The following is a 24,742-nucleotide window of genomic DNA, read 5'->3' as shown; positions in this document are numbered from 1 at the left end:
GTGAGTTTTGCTCTCATCATTATCCTCCTGGTTCCAGGCCGCGGCTCTAGCAACGGGGCCAAGCAAGCAACCTGGCCTGATCGGGATGAAGAGTGTGGCGCGCGAAGACCGACAGCCAATGCAATCTGCCTATGGACTTCATGCCACCTTGGCATTTCGGCTGAACAAGAAGATGCGGCAGTCTCTCTCCAGTCGCCTTGTTGACGATCTTGGGATGGAGACCAAACCATGCTTACCCAGCCCGCAATGAAAACAGACCAAGCCATCACATCAGTGGCTGATCTTAATGTAGGAGACCGGACGATCGACATCGTGCTGGCAAACGATGCACATGGCGCTTTCGTGTGGGGCGTGCTCGATCGCCTGCTGGACGAGCCGAGCTGCAGCTTCAGCAGCGTCACCGCGTCGGGCTTTGCAGCGATGGAGGCGGCGGTCTTTGCCTACGGCTTGAGTGTCGGCGGCAGGCGCGGCGCGCGGACGGCACTCGCCAATTTCTGGCGGCGCGTCAGCCACGCCTCGATTTTCGCCGATGGCAGAGCCAGCCTGCTTCGATCCGTCCTGGAACAGTCGATCGACCTCGAGCAAATCCGTGACGAAGACTGCCCGGTGAAACTGGGCGTCTTAACCGTCAACGCGCGCACGGACGCGGTGAAGATATTCACAAGCGACCAGCTGTCGATCAACGCGATCGTGGCGGCGGCCACGATCCCCTTCCTCTCGCTGCCTGTCGAGATCGACGGCGATATCTATTGGGGCGACGGCGACGTCTTGCAGTCGCCGCCTGTCCTATCACCTGAAGCTCGCCATCGCCTGATTGTCACCGGCAGACCTTGCGTATTCACCACGCCGTGTCCGGACCGCAGCCTTGCAGCCGGTCATTGCGTGACCAAATGCGTGCCGGTTCACACCATATTCGACAGTCGATACCGTGCCGGAGCTCCGCTGCTCCTGCGGCCCTGGATCGACTGGGGCGAACTGACCGACATGCGCGACACGGGGCGGCAGCGCGCAGCAGACTGGCTTGCCGCTGATCCTCTCCGCACTGGTGGAAGCCCGGCCACAAACTGCAAAAGTCGATACATCTAGGCGCCTCGCTCCCCGCCTAGCCGCGCCTGCTTCGCATACTCCCGAATGCAGGCGCCAGGCCCTCCGGTGCCCGGCCGGAGGGCCTTTCCGCGCCGCGCTCCAGAACATAGTGGCCGCGTATCAATTCCATGCCGAGACAGCATTTCAGCTCGGCACGCCGATCGGACAGACTGATTTGCAGACGGGCCCAAGGCCGGTCTTTCTCTCGAAACGCCAACCAGGAGACAAGCCTGTGATCAACACCAAAACCCTCATCGGATCGGCCCTCGCGGCCGCCACCTCGCTTGCCGCGACAGCGGCCTACAGCGGTCCTGCCGCCAAGCCCGGCTTCGCCTTCGAGAAGTGCTACGGCGTGGTCAAGGCGGGCCAGAACGACTGCCAGACCGCGACGCATTCCTGCGCCGGCACCGCAACCGCCGACAACCAGCCGGATTCCTGGCTCTACGTGCCCGCCGGCAACTGCGCCAAGATCGCGGGCGGCAGCGACAAGCCGAAAGCCTGAACGATCCAGACTTCGAGCCAACCCTCTAGAATGGAGCAGACCGATGTCCCGTGCATTTCAGCCCCTTGCGATTCCCGCATCGGCGGGCATCGGTCTTCGCTCGCCTCACATCAGCGAAATGCTGACGCGACGGCCTTCCGCCGGCTGGCTGGAGGTTCATGCCGAGAACTACATGGGAGACGGCGCCGGCGTCGAGGCGCTTGAACGGCTGCGCCAAATCTATCCGCTGTCGGTGCATGGCGTCGGCCTGTCGCTGGGCAGCGCGCGAGGCTTGGACCTCGACCATCTCGAAAGGCTGCGCAGGGTCTGCGAGCGCTTCCAGCCCGATCTGGTTTCCGAGCATCTGGCCTGGAGCGTCGCCGACGGCGCCTACCTCAACGATCTGCTGCCGCTGCGCTATGACGAAGAGGCGCTGGCGATCGTGGCGCGCAACGTCGATACCGTCCAGGAGATGCTGAAGCGGCAGGTGCTGATCGAAAATCTGTCTGCCTATGTCGCCTTTGCCGACTCCTCAGTGAACGAAGCCGAGTTCCTGGCCGAGCTCGTGGCGCGGACCGGCTGCGGCCTGCTGCTCGACGTCAACAACGTCCATGTCTCGGCGCACAATTTGCAATACGATGCAAAGACTTTCATCGATGCGCTGCCTGCGGGCGCTATCGGCGAGATCCATCTCGCCGGCCATGCGACCAATCAGGTCGGAACCGACACCGTGCTCATCGACGACCATGGCTCGCGGGTTCCGCCGGTCGTTTGGGCCCTCTATGAGCACGCCATAACGCGCCTCGGACCGCGACCAACCCTGATCGAATGGGATACCGACGTTCCGGTTCTCGACGTGCTGCTTGGCGAAGCGATGTGGGCCGACATGCTGACCGCTTCGATCATGTTCGGCCGCAAGCAGGCTGCGAGACAGGCCGCGACAACCAAGCCCCGGCCCGCGTCCCCTACCCCCTTTGAAAACGTGAGGACCAGCATGCCAGTGCTTGCAGCATGTGCTGCCGCCAAGGCCGGACTTGTGATGGCGAACGCTTTAACGCCGATGGAGGGAAGATACGATGTTGCCGCTTGAACACCTGCAGACCACCATGGCGCGCTCGGTGCTTGCCATCGAACCAATGGTCTCCGCGAAAATGCTGACCGCCGGCAAGGCCGATCCACTGGCCCGCCTGCGCATCTACCAGAACAACACGCGCAGTTCGCTCACCGCAGTGCTGATGGCGGTGTTTCCGGTCACCGTCCGCCTTGTCGACGAACGGTTCTTCCGTTACGTGGCGAGCGAGTTCATTCGACGCCATCCGCCGGCTGAATCGCGCCTTGCGCGCTATGGCGCCGGCTTCCCGCGTTTCCTCAAGACGATCGACACGCTGTCCGATATGCCGATCGTCGCCGAAACGGCGCGGCTCGAATGGGCCATCGCCGAGGCGCTCGATAGGGCTTCGCTCCCACCCCGCAGCCTCGCAGATTACGACAACACCGACCTCGGGCTCTCGCCGGATATCCTGCTCCAGCCCTCACTGCGCCTGATCGTCTCGCACTGGTCGATCCTGTCGGTATGGATGGCGCATCAACAGAAGACGGCGGTCGACGAAAACGTCACCTGGATAAGGCGCCCCGAACGCGTGGCGTTGTGGCGATCGGGCAATTACGTGCGGCTTTTTCTGCTAGACCGCGCGAGCTTCGCCTTCTGGCATTCGCTGAAGCACGGTTTGGGCCTTGAGCATGCCACTGGCCGTGCCTTGGCGCTCGACCCGGCCTTCGACCTGGTTTCAGCCCTTGTGCGTCTGTTCCGCGACAGGCTCGTCACCGACGTGCGGGTCGTCTCGAATTCCCCCTCAAACTGACGGAGACGGTCATGACCGCAATATCGGAACAATCCCTGTCCAGCCCGGCCGGCTTTGTCGGCCTCTACAAGCGTATCATCAAGCTGCCCGAACACATTCCGCTTTCGCTGGTCCAACTCGCCGCACGCGTCGCTGTCGCGCATGTATTCTGGCAGTCCGCCCAAAGCAAGCTGGCATCCTGGCCGGTCACGTTGCAGCTCTTCGCCAACGAATACAATCTGCCCTTCATTGATCCGTCGATCGCGGCGCCATTGGCGACCGCTGTCGAACTCACGGGCTCGGTTCTGATCTTCTTCGGGCTGTTCTCGAGGCTTGCTGCACTGATGCTGCTCGGCGTCGTTTCAGTCATCCAGATTTTCGTCTACCCGGAGAACTGGGCTGAGCACCTGCTCTGGTCTTCGCTGCTGTTGCTCGTGCTGACGCGCGGTGCCGGTGTCTTCTCGCTCGACTGCGTCGCCGCGCGGGTCCTTTCGACATCCAGAAAATGAATATCGAAACCGAGTGACAAAGCACGGTGCGCATCTTCATCGTTCATGCACACCCCGAGCCCAAGAGCTTCAACGGTGCCCTCACCCGCACGGCGCAAGAAGCTCTGTCCGCTTCGGGGCACGAAGTGGTCGTCTCCGATCTCTACGCCATGGGGTTCAATCCGGTATCGGACCGCCGCAACTTCACGGCCGTGCGCGACCCGAACTACTATCGCCAGCAGGTCGAGGAGGCGAACGCGGCTGCCCACGACGGATTTGCTCCAGACATCCAGACGGAGATGGACAAGCTTTTCTGGTGCGACGTCTTGATCCTTCAGTTTCCGCTCTGGTGGTTCGGGCTGCCGGCGATCCTCAAGGGCTGGGTCGACCGAGTGTTCGCGTCAGGGGGCCGCATCTATGGCGGCGGCAAATGGTATGACCGCGGCGTCCTCGCAGGAAAGCGCGCGATGTGCTCCGTCACGATCGGCGGACCGCCGCCGATCTATTCCGACCGAGGACTGAACGGCCCAATCGCCGAGATCCTGTTCCCAATCAATCACGGCATGCTCTACTTTGTCGGCTTCACGGTGATCGAGCCATTTCTGGTGCACGCACCAGCACGCATCGGCGACAATGAGCGCCGGATGTGCCTCGATCGCTACCGTGAACGCGTCCTCAGCCTCGCGCATGCTCCGACGATCGCGTATCCGAAGCTCGCGGAGTTCGACGATATGCATGTTTTGAAGTCGACGTGAAAAAGCCTCTGTCCAGTGCACCAAGCAGAGCGCCGCACGCCGGCCGCAGGTCCTGGCTGCGATTTCAATGGGATAGGCTGGTGCTGCGAGAGAGGATTGAACTCTCGACCTCTCCCTTACCAAGGGAGTGCTCTACCACTGAGCTACCGCAGCCTGCGATGGCGGCGCTTCTGCCATAACGAACCGGCAAGCGCAAGGCCAAGAAAACCTTAAAACGACGCATGTCGCTGTCCCAAAACCGCTGCGCGATTTTGAGTGATATGTATTGACTGCCGCAACTGTGAAAGCCGCTTCCAAGCGGCTTTCATGACATGGCGGCGCCACAATGTTAACTATGCCTGAAGCACAGCCGGCTATCCGCCGGCGGGGACGGACCCGTGAACGACAAGGCAAATCCAGCGAAAAAGGGCGACGGCGAGCGCAAGGACCGGCTCGCCGAAGCGTTGCGCGCCAACCTGCAGAAACGCAAGGCACAAGCGCGTTCCCGACGCGCCGGCGACGCTAACAAGCGCGCCTGCGATGTCGACGAGCGGCCGGAAGGCTTGCCAACTGCTGGAAAAATGCAAAAAAAGTAACCCAAATCAGCCACAGTGGCCGACCACACTTGGTCCACAGGTGGGGAAATCCTATTTCTTGAACCAAGCCGGCCAATAGTCTAGAGCCGGACATACTCAACCGATTGAAAGCGGCCCGTCCGGGCCGAGGGGACGTTTCTCTCATGGATCGCATCAGAATTGTCGGCGGCAATAAGCTTGCCGGTACCATTCCGATCTCGGGCGCCAAGAACGCGGCGCTGCCGCTGATGATCGCCTCGCTGCTCACCGACGACACGCTGACGCTGGAGAACGTGCCGCATCTGGCCGATGTCGAGCAACTGATCCGCATCCTCGGCAATCACGGCGTCGACTATTCCGTCAACGGTCGGCGCGAGAGCCAGCAGAAAGGCTATTCGCGCACCATCAATTTTTCCGCCCGCAACATCGTCGACACCACCGCACCCTACGAGCTGGTGTCGAAGATGCGCGCCTCCTTCTGGGTCATCGGGCCGCTGCTTGCCCGCATGGGCGAGGCCAAGGTGTCGCTGCCAGGCGGCTGCGCCATCGGCACGCGTCCGGTCGACCTGTTCCTCGAGGGCCTGCAGGCGCTGGACGCAGAGCTCGACGTCGACAACGGCTACGTCATCGCCAAGACGAAGAATGGCCGTCTCCACGGCAATCGCTATGTGTTCCCGAAAGTGTCGGTCGGCGCCACGCATGTGCTGATGATGGCGGCCTCGCTCGCCAAGGGCGAGACGGTGCTCGAAAACGCCGCGCGCGAGCCGGAGATCGTCAACCTCGCCGAATGCCTCATCGCCATGGGCGCCAAGATCCATGGCGCAGGCACCTCCACCATCACCATCGAGGGCGTCGAGGCGCTGTCCGGCGCCCGCATCCGCGTCATCCCCGACCGCATCGAGACCGGCACCTATGCCATGGCGGTGGCGATGACCGGTGGCGACGTGATGCTGGAAGGCGCGCGACCCGACCTGTTGCAGACAGCGCTCGACGTTCTTGTCGAGACCGGCGCCGAGATCACGCCCACAAACGAGGGTATCCGCGTCAAGCGCAACGGCGCCGGCATTGTGCCGGTCGACGTGACGACGGCGCCCTTCCCGGCCTTCCCGACCGACCTGCAGGCGCAGTTCATGGGGCTGATGACGATGGCCAAGGGCAAGTCTCGCATCACCGAGACGATCTTCGAGAACCGCTTCATGCATGTGCAGGAGCTTGCCCGCCTTGGCGCCCACATCACGCTCTCCGGCCAGACGGCGATCGTCGACGGCGTCACCAGGCTCAAGGGCGCACCGGTCATGGCGACCGACCTGCGCGCCTCGGTTTCGCTGGTGATTGCCGGCCTTGCCGCCGAAGGCGAGACCACCGTCAACCGCGTCTACCACCTCGATCGCGGCTTCGAGCGGCTGGAGGAGAAGCTTTCCGGCTGCGGCGCGGTGATCGAGCGGATTTCAGGCTGACAAAGCGCCTCGGTTGCGCAGAGCGGAAAGACCCACTAGAGCGTGGTTGGACTCGATCTAACCGGGTTCAATCCCGCTCCAGTCTCTGTTTGGGCATGACCTTTGCCGAAAACCGGTTTCCACTTTTCGGGATCATGTTCTAACAGAGGGCTGAACCATCAACCTTCAGGTGCGCATACCGCATGGCCGCTCTCAAGCTCATCGCGCTCGACGACCAGGACCTGAGCATCGTCTCGGCCCATGTCCAGGACGCCGTGATGAAGGTCTCAGACCTCGAATACCTGCCGGCGGCCAAGCGCTTCGTGCTGACCATGAACCGTTTCGTCTGGGAGGCGAAGCCCGGCTTCTTGCGCCAGCACAATGAGCGGCGGCAGAGCGTTCTGCATTTCGACCGCGTGCTCGGCGCCAAGACCAGCGGCATCGCGCGCGACAAGCCGGCCGAGGTGCTTTCGCTGCTGGCGATCAGCTTCGTTGCGATCAGCAAGCCGGCCGGTATCATCGAGCTGGTGTTTTCGGGAGGCGGCACGATCATGCTCGACGTCGAGTGCATCGAGGCGCGGCTCGCCGATGTCGGCGGCTCCTGGGAAGCCGCATCGCGTCCCGTGCACAGGAGCTAGGCGCCATGGCCATAACGCTCAACCAGCAGGACGCCGATTTCGACCAACGCTTCACCGCCTTTCTTTCGACCAAGCGTGAAGTGTCGGCCGATGTCGAGGCGGTGGTGCGCGACATCATCGCGCGCGTGCGCGCCGAGGGCGACAAGGCTCTCACCGACTACACGCTGAAATTCGACAAGGCCGATCTCGGCAAGCTCGGCATCGCCGTTTCGAAGGACGATATCGCCAGGGCCTTTGCCGCGGCCGACCCGGCCACCGTCGAGGCGCTCAAATTCGCGCGCGACCGCATCCGCTCCCATCACGAGCGGCAGAAGCCGAAGGACGACCGCTACACGGACGCCGCCGGCGTCGAGCTCGGCTCGCGCTGGACGGCGATCGAGGCCGTCGGCCTCTATGTGCCGGGCGGCACGGCGAGCTATCCAAGTTCGGTGCTGATGAATGCCGTGCCGGCGAAAGTCGCCGGCGTCGAGCGCATCGTGATCGTGGTGCCGGCCTCTGGCGGCGTCATCAATCCGCTGGTTCTGGTGGCGGCCGACCTCGCCGGCGTGTCGGAGATCTACCGCGTCGGCGGCGCTCAAGCCGTCGCCGCGCTCGCCTACGGCACCGAGACGATCAGGCCGGTCGCCAAGATCGTCGGGCCGGGCAACGCCTATGTCGCGGCGGCCAAGCGCCAGGTGTTCGGCACCGTCGGCATCGACATGATCGCCGGGCCGTCGGAAGTGCTGGTCGTGGCCGACAAGGACAACGATCCGGACTGGATCGCAGCCGACCTGCTCGCCCAGGCAGAGCATGACGCGTCGGCGCAATCGATCCTTGTCACCGACAATGCCGCGTTTGGCCAGGCGGTGGAGCAAGCGGTCGAGCGCCAGCTCAAGACCCTGCCGCGCGCCGAGACGGCCGCCGCGAGCTGGCGCGATTTCGGCGCCGTCATTCTGGTGCCGAGCATCGAAGCCTCGCTGCCGCTGGTCGACCGCATCGCGGCCGAACATGTCGAGCTCGCCTTCGACGACGCCGAAAGCTTTCTCGCCAGAATGCGCAATGCCGGCGCCGTGTTTGTCGGCCGCCACACGCCGGAAGTCATCGGCGACTATGTGGGCGGCTCCAACCACGTCTTGCCGACGGCGCGCTCGGCGCGCTTCTCCTCGGGCCTGTCCGTGCTTGATTTCGTCAAGCGCACGTCGATCCTGAAGCTCGGGCCGGAACAGCTCAAGGCATTGGCGCCGGCGGCGATCGCGCTTGCCAGGGCGGAAGGGCTCGACGCGCACGCACGCTCCGTAGCGATCCGGCTGAACATGTAGCGATGTCCGGCCACCACCAGAACCGCGACAGGCTGATCGACGTCGAGCTCGACGACACGATCGGCCGTTCGACGCCCGATGTCGAGCACGAGCGCGCGGTGGCGATCTTCGACCTCATCGAGGAAAACAGTTTTCGGCCGGTCAATGACGATGGCGCCGGCCCGTACAGGCTGAAGCTGTCGCTGGCCGAGCAGCGCCTGGTGTTCGCCGTCAGCCGCGAGAATGGCGCCGACGTGGTCACCCACATCCTGTCGCTGACGCCGCTGAGGCGCATCGTCAAGGACTACTATCTGATTTGCGAAAGCTACTATGAGGCCATCCGCTCCTCGACGCCCAGCCATATCGAGGCGATCGACATGGGTCGGCGCGGCCTGCACAACGAGGGATCGCAGACGCTGATGGACCGGCTTGCCGGCAAGATCGAGATCGACTTCGACACGGCGCGCCGGCTGTTCACGCTGGTCTGCGTGCTGCACTGGCGGGGCTAGATCAGGATGACGTTTCGTTGAATCGCCATCCTGATCTAACTCTTTGTTGGAGCCTGATCTTCTTCGAAAACCGGTTCCCACTTTTTGCGTTCGCTGACCTCCGGTTCGGGATCATGCTCTTTTGCCGGAGCATGATCTTCTCCGAAAACCGGTTCCCACTTTTTGCATTCGCTGACCTCCGGTTCGGGATCATGCTCTAGTGGCCGCGCTTCCGCATTCGATCCTGTTTGTGTGCGGCTTGAACGCCGTGCGCTCGCCGATGGCAGAACAGCTGGCGCGACGGTTCCTGCCGACCACCACTTTCGTCGCTTCGGCCGGCGTGCGCAGCGGCGAGCGCGATCCCTTCGTCGATGCCGTGCTTGCCGAAGAGGGTCTGACGCTCGGCGAGCGGCAGCCGAGAACGCTCGACGAGCTGGAGGACGATTATTTCGATCTGATCGTGACGCTGGCGCCGGAAGCGCACCACGCCGCGCTCGAGCTCACCCGCTCGCTCGCCGTCGAGGTCGAATACTGGCCGATGCCCGATCCGACCGACACCGGCGGCACGCGCGAGCATATCATGGCCGCCTACCGCGATGTGCGCGAGCGGTTGAAGGCGCGTATTGCCAAGCGTTTCGCGCCGCCGGAGTGAAAACGCGGCGCCGATTAGGAGCCTTTCCGGCCTGGATTGAGCCGTTCTGCCGAAGGTGCCGATTCTATCCAGGCCGGAAAGGTTCTAAGCATGTTCACAAGCGGGCGATTATCATATAGGTTCCGCCGCAAATTCCGGCCGGAGTCGGATGATTTCCGGTCTGTTAGGCCGGAAATCATCCGACTCCGGATCAAAGAAGTAGAGCATGATGTCATCCGAAAACCGCTTGACACTTTTCGGCATCATGCTCTAGGCGCCGGAACCGCCATCCAAGCAAAGGTATCGAATGCCGAAGGAAGAAGTCCTCGAGTTTCCAGGTGTGGTCACGGAACTGCTGCCCAACGCGATGTTTAGGGTGAAGCTCGAAAACGAACACGAGATCATCGCTCACACGGCCGGCCGCATGCGCAAGAACCGCATCCGCGTGCTGACCGGCGACAAGGTCCTGGTCGAGATGACGCCTTATGACCTGACCAAGGGCCGCATCACCTATCGTTTCAAGTAACAGTCTGGCGCGAACGGCGATGAGCATCCTGCAGAAGCTCGTGCTTGCCTCGGGTTCGCCGCGTCGCATTGAGCTGTTGCAGCAGGCCGGCATCGAGCCGGACCGCATTTTGCCCGCCGATGTCGACGAGACGCCGCTGCGCGCCGAACATCCGCGCTCGCTGGCAAAGCGGCTCGCCAAGGAGAAGGCCGAGAAGGCGCTCACCTCGTTGAAAAGCGAGGAAGATCATGCGCCGGCCTTCATCCTCGCCGCCGACACGGTGGTGGCGGTCGGGCGGCGCATCCTGCCCAAGGCCGATACGATCGACGACGCCGTGAACTGCCTCGGCCTGCTTTCCGGCCGCTCGCACCGCGTCTATTCCGGCATCTGCCTGATAACGCCGGGCGGCAAGCTCAGGCAGCGGCTGGTTGAGACCAGGGTTCGCTTCAAACGGCTGCCGCGCGAGGAGATCGACGCCTATATCGCGTCGGGCGAATGGCGCGGCAAGGCCGGCGGCTACGCCGTGCAAGGGTTGGCCGGCTCCTTCGTCGTCAAGCTGGTCGGCTCCTACACCAACGTGGTCGGCCTGCCGCTCTATGAAAGCGTGGCGCTGCTTTCCGGCGAGGGTTTCAAGGCGCACCGGAACTGGCACGTCGCGCGTCCTTGAGGATGGACGACCCATGAGTCTTGACGACAAGGTGACGCCGCTGCGACCGAAGCGGCCCTGCCCCGAATGCGGCAAGCCTTCCGCGCGTGAGCATTATCCGTTCTGCTCGGCGCGCTGCAAGGACATCGACCTCAATCGCTGGCTGAAGGGCGCCTACGTCATCCCCGGCCGCGACGGCGAGGAAGAAGAAGAGGACAGCTCGAAACAAGGCTCCTCGCCCAAGGACGAGGGGTGAGCGCGCGGCAATTTGCCATTTCCTTTCCGTGCGAAATCAGCACTTAGGCTAAGTGATTGTTTTTACGCAATTCCAGACCGGAAACCGCAACGCACTTTTCCTGGAATTGCTCTGGACAGGCCGAATACCCATGCTATAACCCACGCGCTTTCAGGGGGGCGCCATCCGGCGCTCTCGTGAACCCGGCGGGCGAACCCCGCTAGCCGGTCCAGGCCCAGATAGCTCAGTTGGTAGAGCAGCGGACTGAAAATCCGCGTGTCGGTGGTTCGAATCCGCCTCTGGGCACCATCCCCTCCTCTCCCGACACTCCCTTTCGCCGAATCTTCTACGCTTCTGTTTGCACAAACAACTGAAATCGTTCATCTTTTTGGGAAGGATGGCGCGATTGAGCGCGTTTCATGGAATTTCGGCGTATTTGGTCTAACGAGGCGGAGGGCTGGTATTTCCGTTGGTACTGGACATCCTGATGGTATCGAAACAGCCAAAGGGAGGTGTCCCACAAATGGCCCTTTCCGACGTGAAATGCCGAAATGCCCGTCCTGCTTCCAAGCTATTGAAATTGTCTGATGGTGGCGGGCTCCAGCTCTGGGTGCAGCCCACCGGATCCCGCCTATGGCGCCTCGCCTATCGATTTGACGGCAAGCAGAAGCTTCTGGCGTTGGGCAGCTATCCCCTTATTTCGCTCGCCGAAGCACGCAAGGCGCGCGATGACGCCAAACGTCTCCTCCTCACTGGCATCGATCCCGCGCAGGAACGCAAGTTGCGAAAGGTCGGTTCGGCAAAGGACAGCTTTCGATCAATCGCCGAGGAATATGTGGACAAGCTGAAGAAAGAGGGACGTGCCGACCGGACTATCACCAAGGTCAAATGGCTACTCGACTTCGCCTATCTCACCTGTGGGCACAAGTGCATTCGGGACATTGATGCGGCCACTATCCTTGCTGCCCTTCGTAGCGTGGAGGTGCGCGGTCGATACGAGTCGGCCAGGCGGCTGCGCTCGACCATTGGCAGCGTCTTTCGATACGCCATCGCCACTGCACGCGCCGACACTGACCCCACGTCCGCGCTGAGGGGCGCTCTCATCAGGCCAACGGTCACGCCGCGTGCCGCCATTACCGATCCGAAGGCATTCGGCGGCTTGCTGCGTGCGATCGAGACATTCGACGGACAGCCCGCAACCCGAGCGGCTCTGAGGTTGATGGCGCTGCTGTTTCCCCGCCCCGGTGAGCTTCGCGCTGCCGAATGGGGGGAGTTCGACTTCGAAAGTTCGGTATGGACTATCCCGGAAGCGCGAATGAAAATGCGACGACCGCACCGCGTTCCTCTTTCAACGCAGGCTTTGGATATCCTGGCCGAGCTTAAAAAAATCTCCGGCGCTGGGACGCTGCTGTTTCCAAGCGTGCGATCGCCTTCTCGTCCGATTTCCGACAATACACTCAACGCCGCCCTGCGTCGCATGGGTTTCAGCAAGAATGAAGCAACGGCCCATGGCTTCCGAGCAACGGCATCAACTCTGTTGAACGAATGCGGCAAGTGGCATCCAGACGCCGTAGAGCGACAGCTGGCTCATATTGAAAATAACGACGTTCGGCGCGCCTATGCCCGGGCGGAGCACTGGGAAGAGCGCGTCAAGATGATGCAGTGGTGGGCAGATTATCTGGAAAAAATTGAGAACGCCGGAACGCGCGGGTAAACTCAATCAGATGCGGGCAGCCAGCTGTCCGGCACGTATCGCGAACGTCCGGTTTACGCTGCATAGCGGCCGTTGAGGCCTGCGTTGCCGCTCTCCCGAAGCGGACATCCCTGGGGAACCTGGCGGCCTGAAGGCGGAATGGGTGATCCGACGAAGGCCGAGAGCGCTGCGATCTAGCGAGGGCTGGAACAAGGCATGGTTCAAGGCCAGTGCCGGAGCGCCGCGCTAGCTGATTCCACACTTGTTGAAGCCGACATGATGGGAGACATATCTAAGGCCCATGTCCACACGCCAGAAAATGGATGCAGCTGCGAATTTGATCGAAGGGTGGACGCTCCCGTCTGCGGCCACGCTTGGGTCATCGGTCCGAGCCAGAGGGATCGTTCGCGAAGTGCGAGCCCACCTGCCTTTGGCGGCGAAAAAGCTGCTCGGTATCGAGGTCGGGGTGCTCACCTTGCGCATGCCGGAAGGCGCCTATGGCGATTTCCGGACTGCGTCGGCGATTGTGTCCAAAACGCTGGAAGGCATCGAAGGCCTGCCCGTAATTCCCCGTGAAGTCGAAGACATCCTGACGATCTCTTCGGCAGAGCGGCACCGGTGGCTCAAGGACGGCCGCTTGCAAAGCACAGGCACACGTACGGTGAAACTTCGTGGTCGCGCAAGGAAGGTAACTTTTCACGTGTTTGACCCACGTCACATCGAGGACGTGCTCGATCGCGACTTGGTTACGGTCTGGCGCGAGGACGACGCGATAGCTGCTGCAGAGAATAGGCGGCGGGCCGCCGGAAAGGCCGCCCTGAAGCGTGCGCAAAAGAGCGGCCGCAGGGCCGCGTCTGCGCCTGACAGCACTCGGGACGAGGTGTCACGTCAGAAACTGAAGGGCTGGGACGAATTCGAGAGTGACGGACTTCTGCGCTGATTCAGCGAAAAAAGATTCTTTCGCTGCTCCTGCCCACTACGACCGCACTGGCCCGAATCCTGATCCGGGTCGCGCGCCTGACCTCCGGGAGTCAATGGGCGTAAACAGTCCGCGAGTCTGGTTCCGGCCCAGGTAGGCGACAGTAACGGGCCGCCATATCGGCCGTTCACCACGGGCGACACCATTTCCCGAAAGCAGCGAGCCGTTGGCGCGCGTCATCGGTATCCCTTTTAAGTCCCAGGGGATACTGTTGCCGCCCATCAGCCGTCTTATCGGTATGGCGAAGCCGCTGATCTGTGTTAAGCCGCCGCCCGAACAGCCGAAGGAGTACACCCGTGAGCGAGCCGACCGTGGCCGAGGCGACCGACAGCATCTATGCATCGCTCCGGGCGAACAATGCCGACATCGATGCAAATATCGCGGCGCTCAAAGCGGCGCTGACGCGAGAGGGGATAGAACAGGCGGTGCTCGATCCGACCAGGCTGGCGCAGAACAACCGTTCGAGCCGCAAGGTGATGCAGGCTTATTTTCGGCAGCGCGGCGTGACGTGAGGTGGGCCAATTCATGGAACACGAGCCCTGCAAGATACGTTTCATCTTGGCTGAGCATGGTGCTTAGCAGCGGGTCACTTGACCAGCCAAGCGTGCAAAATGCAGTGATGCCCGTCAGATAGACGTCCAGGCCCTGCCTCTGAAGTGCGACAGCGGTTTCAATCGCAGACCTTTTGGAGAAGTATCCTCGGTACGGAACGCATCCGAACACCGGAAAGCACCATGTTCGTGGCGTCAGCGAGAATTCCGACGCTGCGAAGACGGCCCATGTCACGGCGTCCCGACCAACGTTGACATGGCTGCGGTAGCTATTGTTGTCTGGAAGCGCTAGTTCATCTATCGCAAACTGTCGGATGGCGCTCGCCGATTCCATTCGAGCGCGTAATGTCCCAGGGATCGAAGGATCGTCGATCAGCTCTTCGACATCCTGGCGCGCCGCCATGATCTCCACGTGACCCTTCAAGGATTGTGCGTAGTAAGAAATGCTGGTGCAACCTGCCAGGCCGGACATCACGATCATCGCAGCAACCGAACGAAAAAATGCACGCATCACGGTTGCCCACGGCATTTGCTCACACGTCCGGACAGGGCAAACGTCGCAACTACGCCCGGTCCCAAACAGTGGCTCCAATTTGGTTGATGTCCTGGATGGGGGTTTAGGTTAGACGTTCGTCTTCGGCAAGATTGTCACAATGTGGTCATTCGCTGCCAAATTGCCGAATGTCCGCTATAAGCCGGACACGGCGACGTGGAACTATCCGCCTAGGAGGTCTTTTTCTCCTGAAGCTTCCGGTCGCATCCGGCCCAACGCTGTTGGTCCGCAATGCGCCCACGTCGGCCATAGACGCAAATTGTCTCCTCCCAGGAAGTAGTCGTTGCCGATGACCATGCTCCAGGTCGTAGTCGCGCTAATAGCTGCCATTGGGAATCGTTCCGCGAAGATAGTTCGGGGAAGCTGAACGACGACCGTGCAAGCGGCCTGCCGAGGCCGTCGAAATTGTCTTCGAAATCGTTCCTATTGTCGAAAAGTCCGCTCTCGCCCTCTAGGCGGCCTGCTCGCAGAGGAAAACTTCACAACTAATGCACAGTGTGTCACAATCTGAATTGGGAGCCTGGGGGGAAATATGGACGAGCCGCGTCTAGGTCTACGCGGCGCTTACGAGGCCTTATTCCGATCGCGCGGATTATCGCTCCCTGATGGGCGCCCACTTTATCGCTACCGATTCAGCCGACAAGAGTTCGAGGGCGTTCGGGAGGTCCTAAAACGCCATGGACCGACCGCGCTGAACGACTCCCATGGTCAGGCTTTGTTCGTTGCTTTCACAGCCGAGTGGTATCGCCGGGAACGCGCCGGGGGGGCTTGGGACTGGATCAGACCCTTAGCTGTCCTTGGAATTCGATATCACGCGAATGATTCGGCCGCCGACGTGCGCTACGCGGTGGTGCGGGAAGCCGCCGAAGCTGGCTTGAAACGGTGGCGACGCCCTCAGCCGACCGACGTGCCGCTCCTCTTCGGCGTAGTGCGCGAGGCGGGTTTTCCAGCTGCTGCCATCAAAGAGGGAACCTTGGGGTTATGGCTGAAGCGCAGCATCTTGGCGATCGAAATGGGCTTCACACCTGCCGAGGCCGTCGCAAGTGAGGCATGGCGGGCGGGCGAAACGCTTGTTCAGGCGCTGGTGGAGCCAGCCGTGGCGCTGTCCACGGTAATCGTTCGTTTCCGTCAACAATTGCCGCCCCTCCACGAACGAAATGACCGAGATCCCGTGCTCCACCTGGATTCTGTGGTGCCTGCTTGGCGCAACGATCTGCCTTTTGACTTGGAGGAAGGCGATTTTCGATCTCTGGTGGAAGACTTGGTCCGGACCCGGCGCGTCGAAGGGGGAGCCCTGGCGGCAAGCCGATTGCTGCGGCGCACCGCCGAAGGGTGGGCGCCGCGGGCCGAACTCACCTTGTCAGGTGAACTCGACGTGGTCCGAACATCTCCCCAATTGCAGGCAGCGATGGAAGGTGCCACTCGGCTGCGCATCTTTCCGCGGGGTGATCTGCCGGGTTTGAACCGGCCCATCGCCGTGCTGGAACAGGTGGAATCAGACGAGGCGACAGCGTGGGAGTCCCGTCCGCTGGTCAAGGCGTTCGAAGTTCCCGCTCGCCTGAACCAGGCAATTAGGTTGGCGGCAGTTGCAGGGGAGACCTTAGTCGAAGAGTTCACCGCGTTTGCCGGCGAGCCGGTAGACGCGCCTGTCCTCCTCTTCCAGCCAGATCCTGGCGTCGATTTTGAGAACGCGCTTGAACTAAGATTCATTGGCAGTTCGCCCTTTCGAAGCACTCGGCCATGGCTGGCTATGGCTGTAACGCAGGAGGCTCGTTCAGCACTGAAGTTCGAACACCCTCCTTCTGACTTGGGAGACTGCATCCTCGATGGACGCTGTCTTCTGGCCTTCGTCGGGCAAGCTTCGCTCGACCTTGGTGATGGGCGTCTCACGTGGCGTAGCGCGGCCGAGCGCGAGGATACGAAGCGACTGATCCTCACAGGAGAGACTCTACGGCGGGTGCGCGAGACGGTGTTCCTAGGGACGCCAAAGGCTTGGCTTTCGGATGGTCAGCATCACACGCTGGTTTCGTCGGAAGACCTAATTTGGCGGTCGTTGGGGAGAGGCTCGTGGCGTTCTTCGAACAAACACGCGCCCCTGGGCAGGGTCGAGATCGCAATGAGGCGGGGCGGTGAACTGGTCGCTTGGACCTGCGCCGACGTTGCGCCGCGTGAATTGGTGCTATCGGGAGAACCGCGAACCCACTCGTTGAAAATCGAGAATCTGCTCGGGGCCAGCGTTGCGGCGAAGGGCGGTCAGATCCTTCCGATCTCCAGGAATGGTGATGACGCGCGCGTCGATCTTCGACTCCACACCCCAGGCGCGATGCTACACGTGGCGCTGCGATGGGACACCCAACTCGACCTAACGCTCGCTGATCCGATTGCCGAGCCGCTCCTGTTGACCCCGGACATGCGGCCCGCCGTAAGCCGGGCCCAGATTTCGATCGATCGACTGCATGGGTTCCGCCTGTTGGCGCCTGGCGGTCGCGACCTATGGCTGGTGGTTCGGCAGGGCGCAGGACAGCCCGTGCAGGCCACGCGTCGTATCGACGGTCTCGTCCCGCTATCGGCCTTTCAAGACGAATTGCGGGATCTCCTTGGTAGCTTTCCGGACCTCGATGCGGAGGTGCGCCTGAGCTGGGCCGGTCGAGGTGACCACTTCGCCGAGATCGCCTGGTACGACGAAGACCAGCCGCTGGTGGCCGAGAAAGGCATTTCGCCGTTCTCGGGCCTTTCGAGTATCCTTGGTTGGAATCTGGATGCGCTAGCGCTGACGCAGCCTACCGCGAAACTCTCCAACAACCTTCCACGCCTTTCCTTGCAGGAATTGCAGACGCGACTCCTGCAAGAGCTCGGTCCGGGCCCCTGGCTGATCTTCGGGCGAACCAATGACGGGACCTCGCTCAGACCGAAGGTGGTCGCCCAACCACCGGGCGACGACGATCGTGGAAGTGCGCTTCGTCTGGCCTTCAGGATCGCACGACGTGACGCCCGGGACGATGCATTTGCTACAGTGTTAAAGCACCCGGAAGCCTTGAACCGCGCTGATCTCCGCCTCTTGGTCGATCTGAGCGTGGCCGCGCGGGATCGCAACGTGCCCGTGCCGGCGATCGATGCCCTGCGGTCACTTTGCCGTGCCCCCCAGGCGGCTCCGTGGATCCTGTCGACCTGCGACACTCTTGAGGAGCGCGACGCCGTGATCCGGCTACAAAGTGAGTTACCCTTCCTCTGGTGCGCAACGGAAGTCGAGCACTGGGTGTCTGCGTTTCGAACGAGAATTGACGAGTTGGAGCGCCGCCTGGAACGGTTGGAACTACCGACTGCCGACGCAGGGCGCAATGTGGCGGCCGCCCTCGGCCAAATCGCTGATCTGGAGCCCGGGCTAGCGACTCATGCGTGGATCACCTTCCTATTGGTCGCGCCACGAGCAGATTTGGAACCCGGCCTCATCGGAAGGCTATGCCGGCGTCCGAAGGAAACGCTTCGGGAACTCGCCGAAGCGTTCGTGACTCGTCAGAGTGAGCATCGCGAGCCACCGACCGGATTGCATCTCGCGGGGCTCCTGCCAGAGCGACGCGAGCTTTGGGAGCGGTACGACCCAGCCTTCGCGGATTTGATCGCTGCTCCCCTAGTGGCGGCGCGAATGGCGGCCGGCAAACTCCATCAAAACCCGCAGGTTGTCGGACGATGTCGGGCCGCTTGGCTCCACGACCGTCAGCTCTTCGAGAGCGCTCTCGCCGTCGCCCTTGGACGCGAGACTATAGACCCCGGCACCACCCAACGAATGGACCTGTGATGGAAATCGAGAGGCTTCTGGCGCGGCTGCCACGCGATGCTGCAGATGCGATTGTCGGTATGGCTCGACTCCGTTCAGTCGATCTCAATCGGCATCTGCGTGAGGGCTTGGGTGCGCGCGCTGGTCAGCCTAACTCGGCCCTCTCCGAACCGTTTGTCGAAGGCGCTTATCCCTGGTTGCCGTTAGAGGGCGGTTGGGGCGGATTGCCGGCTGGCCTTTTGCACCCAAGAACGCTCGAAGTTCTGCGTGAAGTCGCATACCCGCCCTACACCCACCAGGTGGACGCTTGGAAGCAGCTTTGCGGCGAACGCGCCGCTTCGGTGATCGTGTCGAGCGGCACAGGCTCAGGGAAGACAGAATGCTTTTTGACACCGATTTTGGATGGGCTGGTTCGATCCTCCGATAGCGGTGCAAAACCGCTCGAAGGAGTGCGCGCGCTGATGCTCTATCCGCTCAACGCACTTATCGCCAGCCAGGAGGAGCGGCTGTCAAAGTGGTTCGCCCCCTTCGGCGGAGCGCTGCGCTACTGCCTCTACAATGGCGACACGCCGGAGAGTGTGCGGAGCACCGCCGCGCGTGGGGAACCCTGGAAGGTCGCTGATAGGACGACACTCAGGCGCTCGCCTCCGCCGGTTCTTGTCACCAACGTTACCATGCTGGAGTACATGCTGATCCGGCAGAAGGACGCACCGATCCTGCGGGCGTCACAAGGTACGCTTGACTTCGTGGTACTGGACGAAGCGCACTCATATGTCGGCGCCCAGGCGGCCGAAATTGCTCTCCTACTACGCCGCGTCGCGCTTGCTTTCGGTCGCAAACCCGAAGAGCTCCGATACGTCGCGACCTCAGCGACGATCGGCGGCCCGGACGCCGCCGAGCTACGATCCTTCCTTCGAGATCTGTCAGGCGCACCAGAGCAAAATATTCACGTGGTAAGAGGTGTTAGGGCGTCGCTACCGGCCTCTCCTGCCCTCAATAGCAATCTCATCGAACTTGACGAGATAGCGGGCATGGAACCGCTCCAGGCCGGTGAGATCTTCGCTAAGTCTGCACCGCTAAGGGTCCTGAGGGAGCAGTTCAGAGCCGGCGCCATCGTAGGCTGGAGCGGCTGGAGCGCGCAGGCGCGCCAGATCGGCGGCGCGGACGTAGACCCGAGGCGCCTGCTTGTCGAAGCGTCAAGGGCGAAGGACCCACATTCCGATCCGGCGCTGGCCAGCGCTGGCGGAGACTCAATCCTGCCGGTCCGCCTACACCTCTTCCACCGGACGCTTTCCGGTCTCTGGGCCTGCGTGAACCCGACCTGTCCCGGGCGGCCCGCCGCATCTGAAGCAGCCGACTGGCACTTCGGCGCCGTCTTCCTCGAATCGCGAGAGCATTGCTCACACTGCGGATCGCTCGTGCTCGAATGGGCCTATTGCATTCAATGCGGCGATGGTGCGCTCAAGGCTGAAGAAACTGCCGACGGATCGCATCTTGTGGCCTGGACAGGCGGCACAGGGGACGGTGAGTTCGAGCAAACGCTCGATCGCGACGAAACCTTCGGCGCCGAAGACGACACACAAGACGATGCGCCGCTGACCACATCCCCGGTCGTGAACCGCCGATATTTAGGGGCGCGCGGGGCACGGCCGTCTCCGATAATCCGCTTCGAGCCAAAAACCGGTGCGATCGTCGAGACCGTGGACGGCGCGGGGTTACCAACGACCGCGAGCCGCCACGTAGGTGAGTGTCCATGTTGCGGCTGGGCACCCAAGAAGGTGGACCTCGAGGCCGGCGTGCTTCGATCGCTCGTCGCGGGTGCGCCCTACTTGATGTCTCAGATCACCCCTGGACTCGTCGGGCACCTATCGCCAAAACCTGACGCTGACGAGCCCTTGCCGCTCGACGGCCGGCAACTGATTACCTTCACCGATGCGCGGCAGGGCACGGCCCGACACGCGGCGAACTTGCAGGTGGCATCGGAGCGCGGCTTCGTCCGAAGCTTTCTCTACCACTTTGTGCAGGATCGTCCCGTGCGGGACGACCAGGCCATCGCCGCGATCGAGGCTAAGCTCAAGCGACTGGCCTCCGACGAGCAGGACGGGATCACTCTCAGCCTCATGGCTGACCTTCGGTTGGCGCGAATCAGGCTCGAAGGGGTCGCCACCCCGAAGGCCTGGCGCCAACTTGTCGATCGACTCGCCGCTGAGCCCACAATCAACCGCTTTCTCTCGAATCTCTGGGTCGAGCGCGAAGAGACTTTCTCCGACCCAGCGCGGCTCGCTGAATTCATGCTATATCGGGAGATCATGCGACGGCCCGTCCGCGCCAACAGCGCTGAGACATTGGGCCTTTTGCGCTTGACCATTCCCGGCCTGGACGAGCCCAACGTGGTCGTTCCGGCTTCCGCAACGCGCTTAGGGTTGAATGCAGACGACTGGCGCGACCTCGTGCGCCTTCTCCTTACGCATTTTGTCCGAACTAACGTCATCCTGGATTTCGACGCTAAACGTTGGATGCGTTGGATTGACCGCCGCCAGAGCCACGTGGAAATGGTACCTTTCGAGCCTGCGCTTCCCTCAAGCCGATACGTCCGCTTCTGGCCACACCCCTACGGTCCAAGACCTTCTCGCGTGGTTCGGATGCTTGTCCAGGCGCTTGGTCTCGATCGCGATGATCCAAGCGTTCGGGATGACTTGAACGAACTTCTGCGGGCAGCATGGTCGACGTTGCAAAGGTTCATGACGGTCAGTCCGAATGGCTTCCGGCTACGGCTCGGCGACATGAATGTCACGCCGATCGAAAGGGCCTTCTGGTGCCCCAACACTCGACGTCTGGTGGACACGACCTTCCGCGGACTAAGCCCATACGACAAGCTCGGTGTGCACCCGAAAGCCGAAGCCGTCGACATGCCGACCCTGCCGTTTCCATGGCGCCGTGATGCCCACGGAGGTCGCGTCTCCGATTCAATTCTCGACGACTGGCTAGCGACCGATGAACGTGTCTCGCTCCTGAGGGCCAAGGGGGCCTGGGGCGATCAGCAGGATCGCGCGGCGAGGTTCTCGCCGTGGCTGCGCGCGGCGGAGCACTCCGCTCAGCAACCGAGTTTCCTGCTCCGCGACTACGAAAACGCCTTCAAATCTGGAAAAGTCAACGTCCTTGGCTGCTCGACCACCATGGAGATGGGCGTTGACATTGGAAGCATCGAGGCGGTTCTAAACACCAATGCGCCACCGGCGATCGCTAATTACCGGCAGCGTGTCGGCCGGGCGGGACGGGCGCGTCAGCCGATCGCTCTTGGCCTGACGATTTGCAAGGATCGACCGCTCGACCGACTCGCGTTCGCAGATCCCGGCGCCTTCCTGGCGCGAGAAGCGCCCGCGCCGGTGGTCAGTCTCGAAAGCCCAACCATCGCTCGACGTCACGCCCACGCCCTTCTTCTTGCGCGCTTTCTGGCCACTCAGGGCGCCGAACTTCACAAACTGACGAATGGCGCCTTTTTCGGCCTCGGACTCAGCGCAGAAGTCCTGAATAACTTGCCTTGGCGTCGCTTCCTAGCATGGCTCGACGCCGCCGCTGCAGGTCTCAAGACGATGACATCGGATCTTGAGGAGGTGTTGCGCGGGACCCCCGTGCGACCAGACCCCGACCTCTTCGAAGGTGTCCGGGATACGATCGAGCGCATTCAGTCGGATTTGAGCGCGGAATGGGACGCACTAAGGGGCGATGAGCCGGATGCCGAAACCTCTGTGGTATCCAAGGCGCGGGACTTCCAACGTCGGAGGCTCCAGGGAAATTACCTTTTGGGTGAACTCGCCGGTCGCGGATTCCTACCGTCATATGGCTTCCCGAGCGACGTGGTGTCCTTCGTGACGGAGACTGGGGTCGAGCGACACAAGCGAGAGGACTCTGGCGAGAACCGCTTTAGTTCTCGAGGATACCCATCCCGACAACGCGACATCGCCATATTCGAGTATGCGCCTGGGCGGAGCTTGGTGGTGGACGGTGTCGTGCGAGAGTCCGCGGGCGTCACGCTGAATTGGAAACGTCCCGCCGATAAGGCCGGTGTGCGGGAGGTGCAAAGCCTTCGTCAGATGCGCCATTGTCAGTCCTGCGGCGCGTTACTGTCGGCGCCATCCGCCGTGTCTCCCGGCGCCTGCCCCGATTGCGGCAGCTCTGACTTCAAGATCATGCGATTCCTCGCTCCAGCCGGTTTTGCCGTCGACGCGCGCTACGAAGTTCATGATGACCCCTCGGACACCGGGACTTCAATGCTCGTCGACCCCTGGGTCTCGGCGCGCACTCTGGCTTGGCGCGCTCTCCCGGACCCAAACGTCGGGCGCCTCCGGACCGGCTCGGACGGTCTGGTCTTCTGGTTCAATCCAGGTCCGCACGGCCATGGGTTCGAGGTCTGCCTGCACTGTGGCCGCGCGGAAGCCGAACACCAAGCGGATGGCGCCGGGTCCCTCGCGGGGCACCGTCCACTTCGCGGAGGCCCCCGTGCGGCCGACGAACGCACCTGCACAGGCGCGCCGGAGATCAACCCCTATGCCGTGGCGCGCCATCTACGACTCGGTCACGAAATTCGAACCGACGTCTGCGAAATACAACTCTACGACTGCGCCAGCCGTGAAGTGGCGCTGACGGTGGCTTTGGCGATCAGAGAAGCGGCCGCGCGTCGCCTCGGCGTGGATGCTGACGAGATGGGCTTTGCGGCGCCTCCCGCCATCCATCCTGCCGGCCAGCGCAATTGGACCGCTGCTGTCTTCGACCGGGCGAGCGGAGGCGCCGGCTTCTCTGCCACGATAGCTCGTGATCCCATCGGCATACTTAACGAGGCTAGAGACTTGCTGGACTGCAGCAAGTTGGGCCGTTGTGGCGATCCCGATGCAGTATTCGCCTGCCCTCGCTGCGTGCTCTCGGTTGATAGCCAACATGCGGTCGAAGGCACCGACCGGAGGGCAGCGCATTCCCTACTCACCGCCATTGGACGCAGTCTGGACCTTCCCAAGCGCTTCCGACTGTTCGGACCTGCCACCGAATATGAATCCGCACCTCTCCCCCAAGCACTCTCCGACCGCCTTGGGGACGATGCGTCGAATACACTGGTCGTGTTCATGTCAGGGCCTCCTGCAGAGTGGGAATTGGAGACTTGGCAAATGGCGCCCGTTCTGGAACGCTGGGGCGCTCGCGGGCGCGGGGTGCAGATCGCAGTCGACGCGAGCGCGCTGACCGCTACCGATGCCGTCACGCGTCGGAACGTGGTACTATGGGCTCAGCGCGCACGCGTCGACATCGTAGCGCGAAACGAAGTCGACAACGACGCCTGGCTGGCGGGTGTGGTCTCGACACGTGGGCTAACCGCCTGGGCATCATCGTCTGCATCCGCGAAGGCCGTGGGTATTGGTTGGGGCTCTGTCTCCGATGCTCCGGTGGTACGAGGTGCAACGGCGCTTGCCGCGCCGCGGGAGCGGCTAGATGTATCCGCCCTGCTCTCGGCCGGCGGCAGTGAGGCCATTTTCGAGATTGCTGATGAGCTCGACGGACCAGCCGCGGGTTTCGGTGCCCGGCTCAGGGCGCTGTTGCGCGCGCGCTCGACGGAATTAGCGCAGGTATTCGCTGCCCCGTGTTTGGAGATTCGCTATTCGGACAAGTACCTGTTCAATCCGCTGTCCATCCGTCTCCTGACGGAAGTGGTCGCCGCCTTCAGCGACTATGACACCAACGTCAAAGTGCAGACTCTCGCCGCCAAGACCGGCGGTGGGGCTCGTACAGGACCGTGGTTGCATAGGGATTGGGCCGACCTAGTTACGCGTACGGCGGTTATGGAGCAATCGCTTGTCGAGGTGGTGCCGAAAGTGCAGGTGTCACAAGTCCAATCCGCGCCGCACCGCCGTCGCCTTGAATTTCGAACGCCGCGTGGCTCTGGCACGATCTTCTTTGATCAGGGAATGGGCTCATGGCGAGTTACCGACGAACACCACGATCATGCTAGCTCAATCTCTGAGCAGGTGACGAGCCTTAAACGACCGTTCTCAGTTCTCAACGGTCTAGATGGGACGTTCCTTGCGGTGAGACTTGACTGAGAGTCGACTCCTCAAGGAATGCACGGTTCAGCGTGAATGGCGCG

Annotated in this window: 20 protein-coding genes, 2 tRNA genes and 1 pseudogene; 21 read left to right on the top strand and 2 right to left on the bottom strand. The window is 62.2% G+C overall.

The features are described 5' to 3' along the window. Positions 1-228 precede the first annotated feature (228 nt). The 6 genes from EJ070_RS17695 to EJ070_RS17670 all read left to right on the top strand — a co-directional run bounded on the left by EJ070_RS17695 (position 229) and on the right by EJ070_RS17670 (position 4,651). Positions 229-1,086 carry a hypothetical protein gene (locus EJ070_RS17695; RefSeq protein WP_126092510.1) on the top strand — a complete coding sequence of 286 codons (858 nt, stop codon included), beginning with the start codon at positions 229-231 and terminating at the stop codon, positions 1,084-1,086. Positions 1,087-1,318: 232 nt separating this feature from the next. Beyond that, on the top strand, positions 1,319-1,588 hold the full coding sequence (locus tag EJ070_RS17690; RefSeq protein WP_126092509.1) for a DUF2282 domain-containing protein: 270 nt from the start codon (positions 1,319-1,321) through the stop codon (positions 1,586-1,588). A 43-nt stretch (positions 1,589-1,631) separates the two neighbouring features. Beyond that, a complete protein-coding gene (locus tag EJ070_RS17685; protein ID WP_126092508.1) occupies positions 1,632-2,657 on the top strand; it encodes a DUF692 domain-containing protein in 1,026 nt (341 codons plus the stop codon). After that, positions 2,644-3,429 carry a DNA-binding domain-containing protein gene (locus tag EJ070_RS17680; RefSeq protein ID WP_126092507.1) on the top strand — a complete coding sequence of 262 codons (786 nt, stop codon included), beginning with the start codon at positions 2,644-2,646 and terminating at the stop codon, positions 3,427-3,429. The genes EJ070_RS17685 and EJ070_RS17680 overlap by 14 nt, the downstream gene beginning before the upstream one ends. A gap of 11 nt (positions 3,430-3,440) precedes the next feature. Continuing rightward, a complete protein-coding gene (locus tag EJ070_RS17675) occupies positions 3,441-3,917 on the top strand; it encodes a DoxX family protein (RefSeq protein WP_126092506.1) in 477 nt (158 codons plus the stop codon). Between the two features lie 26 nt (positions 3,918-3,943). Continuing rightward, positions 3,944-4,651, top strand: coding sequence for an NAD(P)H-dependent oxidoreductase (locus tag EJ070_RS17670; RefSeq protein WP_126092505.1), 708 nt, complete (start codon positions 3,944-3,946; stop codon positions 4,649-4,651). 78 nt (positions 4,652-4,729) lie between these two features. Here the strand turns inward: EJ070_RS17670 and EJ070_RS17665 are convergent. Continuing rightward, positions 4,730-4,804, bottom strand: a tRNA-Thr gene (locus tag EJ070_RS17665). A 224-nt stretch (positions 4,805-5,028) separates the two neighbouring features. Here EJ070_RS17665 and EJ070_RS17660 point away from each other — a divergent pair. From EJ070_RS17660 to EJ070_RS17600, 13 genes are all read left to right on the top strand, one after another. Continuing rightward, on the top strand, positions 5,029-5,226 hold the full coding sequence (locus tag EJ070_RS17660; RefSeq protein ID WP_126092504.1) for a hypothetical protein: 198 nt from the start codon (positions 5,029-5,031) through the stop codon (positions 5,224-5,226). 143 nt (positions 5,227-5,369) lie between these two features. Next, the gene (murA, locus tag EJ070_RS17655; protein WP_126092503.1) at positions 5,370-6,662 is read left to right on the top strand and encodes a UDP-N-acetylglucosamine 1-carboxyvinyltransferase; all 1,293 of its coding nucleotides are present in this window, start codon (positions 5,370-5,372) and stop codon (positions 6,660-6,662) included. 182 nt (positions 6,663-6,844) lie between these two features. After that, positions 6,845-7,279: a DUF2948 family protein gene (locus EJ070_RS17650; protein WP_126092502.1), complete on the top strand. Its 435-nt coding sequence runs from the start codon at positions 6,845-6,847 to the stop codon at positions 7,277-7,279. 5 nt (positions 7,280-7,284) lie between these two features. Continuing rightward, positions 7,285-8,577 carry a histidinol dehydrogenase gene (gene hisD, locus EJ070_RS17645; protein ID WP_126092501.1) on the top strand — a complete coding sequence of 431 codons (1,293 nt, stop codon included), beginning with the start codon at positions 7,285-7,287 and terminating at the stop codon, positions 8,575-8,577. A 2-nt stretch (positions 8,578-8,579) separates the two neighbouring features. After that, entirely contained in the window at positions 8,580-9,065 is a 486-nt protein-coding gene (locus EJ070_RS17640; protein ID WP_126092500.1) for a UPF0262 family protein, read from the top strand. Between the two features lie 199 nt (positions 9,066-9,264). Next, entirely contained in the window at positions 9,265-9,696 is a 432-nt protein-coding gene (locus EJ070_RS17635) for a low molecular weight phosphatase family protein (protein ID WP_281059659.1), read from the top strand. A 286-nt stretch (positions 9,697-9,982) separates the two neighbouring features. Further along, positions 9,983-10,201: a translation initiation factor IF-1 gene (gene infA / locus EJ070_RS17630; protein ID WP_006200926.1), complete on the top strand. Its 219-nt coding sequence runs from the start codon at positions 9,983-9,985 to the stop codon at positions 10,199-10,201. A gap of 19 nt (positions 10,202-10,220) precedes the next feature. Further along, a complete protein-coding gene (locus tag EJ070_RS17625; protein WP_126092499.1) occupies positions 10,221-10,847 on the top strand; it encodes a Maf-like protein in 627 nt (208 codons plus the stop codon). Positions 10,848-10,860: 13 nt separating this feature from the next. Further along, a complete protein-coding gene (gene yacG, locus EJ070_RS17620; RefSeq protein WP_126092498.1) occupies positions 10,861-11,082 on the top strand; it encodes a DNA gyrase inhibitor YacG in 222 nt (73 codons plus the stop codon). Positions 11,083-11,294: 212 nt separating this feature from the next. Then, positions 11,295-11,370, top strand: a tRNA-Phe gene (locus EJ070_RS17615). Positions 11,371-11,584: 214 nt separating this feature from the next. Then, on the top strand, positions 11,585-12,775 hold the full coding sequence (locus tag EJ070_RS17610) for an integrase arm-type DNA-binding domain-containing protein (RefSeq protein WP_126092497.1): 1,191 nt from the start codon (positions 11,585-11,587) through the stop codon (positions 12,773-12,775). A gap of 280 nt (positions 12,776-13,055) precedes the next feature. Further along, positions 13,056-13,694: a hypothetical protein gene (locus EJ070_RS17605; RefSeq protein WP_126034257.1), complete on the top strand. Its 639-nt coding sequence runs from the start codon at positions 13,056-13,058 to the stop codon at positions 13,692-13,694. Between the two features lie 335 nt (positions 13,695-14,029). Next, positions 14,030-14,245, top strand: coding sequence for a hypothetical protein (locus EJ070_RS17600; RefSeq protein ID WP_091595108.1), 216 nt, complete (start codon positions 14,030-14,032; stop codon positions 14,243-14,245). A gap of 10 nt (positions 14,246-14,255) precedes the next feature. Here the strand turns inward: EJ070_RS17600 and EJ070_RS17595 are convergent. Then, positions 14,256-14,756 (bottom strand): annotated as a pseudogene (locus tag EJ070_RS17595) (aminopeptidase); the annotation flags it as partial. Between the two features lie 613 nt (positions 14,757-15,369). Here EJ070_RS17595 and EJ070_RS17590 point away from each other — a divergent pair. Further along, on the top strand, positions 15,370-18,633 hold the full coding sequence (locus EJ070_RS17590) for an STY4851/ECs_5259 family protein (protein ID WP_210211980.1): 3,264 nt from the start codon (positions 15,370-15,372) through the stop codon (positions 18,631-18,633). Continuing rightward, positions 18,633-24,698 (top strand): DEAD/DEAH box helicase, encoded by a 6,066-nt coding sequence (locus EJ070_RS17585; protein ID WP_164748266.1) that lies wholly within the window; start codon positions 18,633-18,635, stop codon positions 24,696-24,698. Before EJ070_RS17590 ends, EJ070_RS17585 begins: the two co-directional genes overlap by 1 nt. The last annotated feature ends 44 nt before the right edge of the window (positions 24,699-24,742 follow it).

Origin of the sequence: Mesorhizobium sp. M1E.F.Ca.ET.045.02.1.1, assembly GCF_003952485.1 — a bacterium.
GTDB lineage: Bacteria > Pseudomonadota > Alphaproteobacteria > Rhizobiales > Rhizobiaceae > Mesorhizobium.
Note: the sequence above shows the minus strand (reverse complement) of the source record. Positions and strands in the feature narration are given on the sequence as shown.

Excerpts from the sequence above, each read along its gene's own strand:
- EJ070_RS17695 (WP_126092510.1), top strand. The coding sequence starts at position 229 with ATGCTTACCCAGCCCGCAATGAAAACAGACCAAGCCATCACATCAGTG.
- EJ070_RS17685 (WP_126092508.1), top strand. The coding sequence starts at position 1,632 with ATGTCCCGTGCATTTCAGCCCCTTGCGATTCCCGCATCGGCGGGCATC.
- EJ070_RS17680 (WP_126092507.1), top strand. The coding sequence starts at position 2,644 with ATGTTGCCGCTTGAACACCTGCAGACCACCATGGCGCGCTCGGTGCTT.
- EJ070_RS17675 (WP_126092506.1), top strand. The coding sequence starts at position 3,441 with ATGACCGCAATATCGGAACAATCCCTGTCCAGCCCGGCCGGCTTTGTC.
- murA (WP_126092503.1), top strand. The coding sequence starts at position 5,370 with ATGGATCGCATCAGAATTGTCGGCGGCAATAAGCTTGCCGGTACCATT.
- EJ070_RS17650 (WP_126092502.1), top strand. The coding sequence starts at position 6,845 with ATGGCCGCTCTCAAGCTCATCGCGCTCGACGACCAGGACCTGAGCATC.
- hisD (WP_126092501.1), top strand. The coding sequence starts at position 7,285 with ATGGCCATAACGCTCAACCAGCAGGACGCCGATTTCGACCAACGCTTC.
- EJ070_RS17640 (WP_126092500.1), top strand. The coding sequence starts at position 8,580 with ATGTCCGGCCACCACCAGAACCGCGACAGGCTGATCGACGTCGAGCTC.
- infA (WP_006200926.1), top strand. The coding sequence starts at position 9,983 with ATGCCGAAGGAAGAAGTCCTCGAGTTTCCAGGTGTGGTCACGGAACTG.
- EJ070_RS17625 (WP_126092499.1), top strand. The coding sequence starts at position 10,221 with ATGAGCATCCTGCAGAAGCTCGTGCTTGCCTCGGGTTCGCCGCGTCGC.
- yacG (WP_126092498.1), top strand. The coding sequence starts at position 10,861 with ATGAGTCTTGACGACAAGGTGACGCCGCTGCGACCGAAGCGGCCCTGC.
- EJ070_RS17610 (WP_126092497.1), top strand. The coding sequence starts at position 11,585 with ATGGCCCTTTCCGACGTGAAATGCCGAAATGCCCGTCCTGCTTCCAAG.
- EJ070_RS17605 (WP_126034257.1), top strand. The coding sequence starts at position 13,056 with ATGTCCACACGCCAGAAAATGGATGCAGCTGCGAATTTGATCGAAGGG.
- EJ070_RS17590 (WP_210211980.1), top strand. The coding sequence starts at position 15,370 with ATGGACGAGCCGCGTCTAGGTCTACGCGGCGCTTACGAGGCCTTATTC.
- EJ070_RS17585 (WP_164748266.1), top strand. The coding sequence starts at position 18,633 with ATGGAAATCGAGAGGCTTCTGGCGCGGCTGCCACGCGATGCTGCAGAT.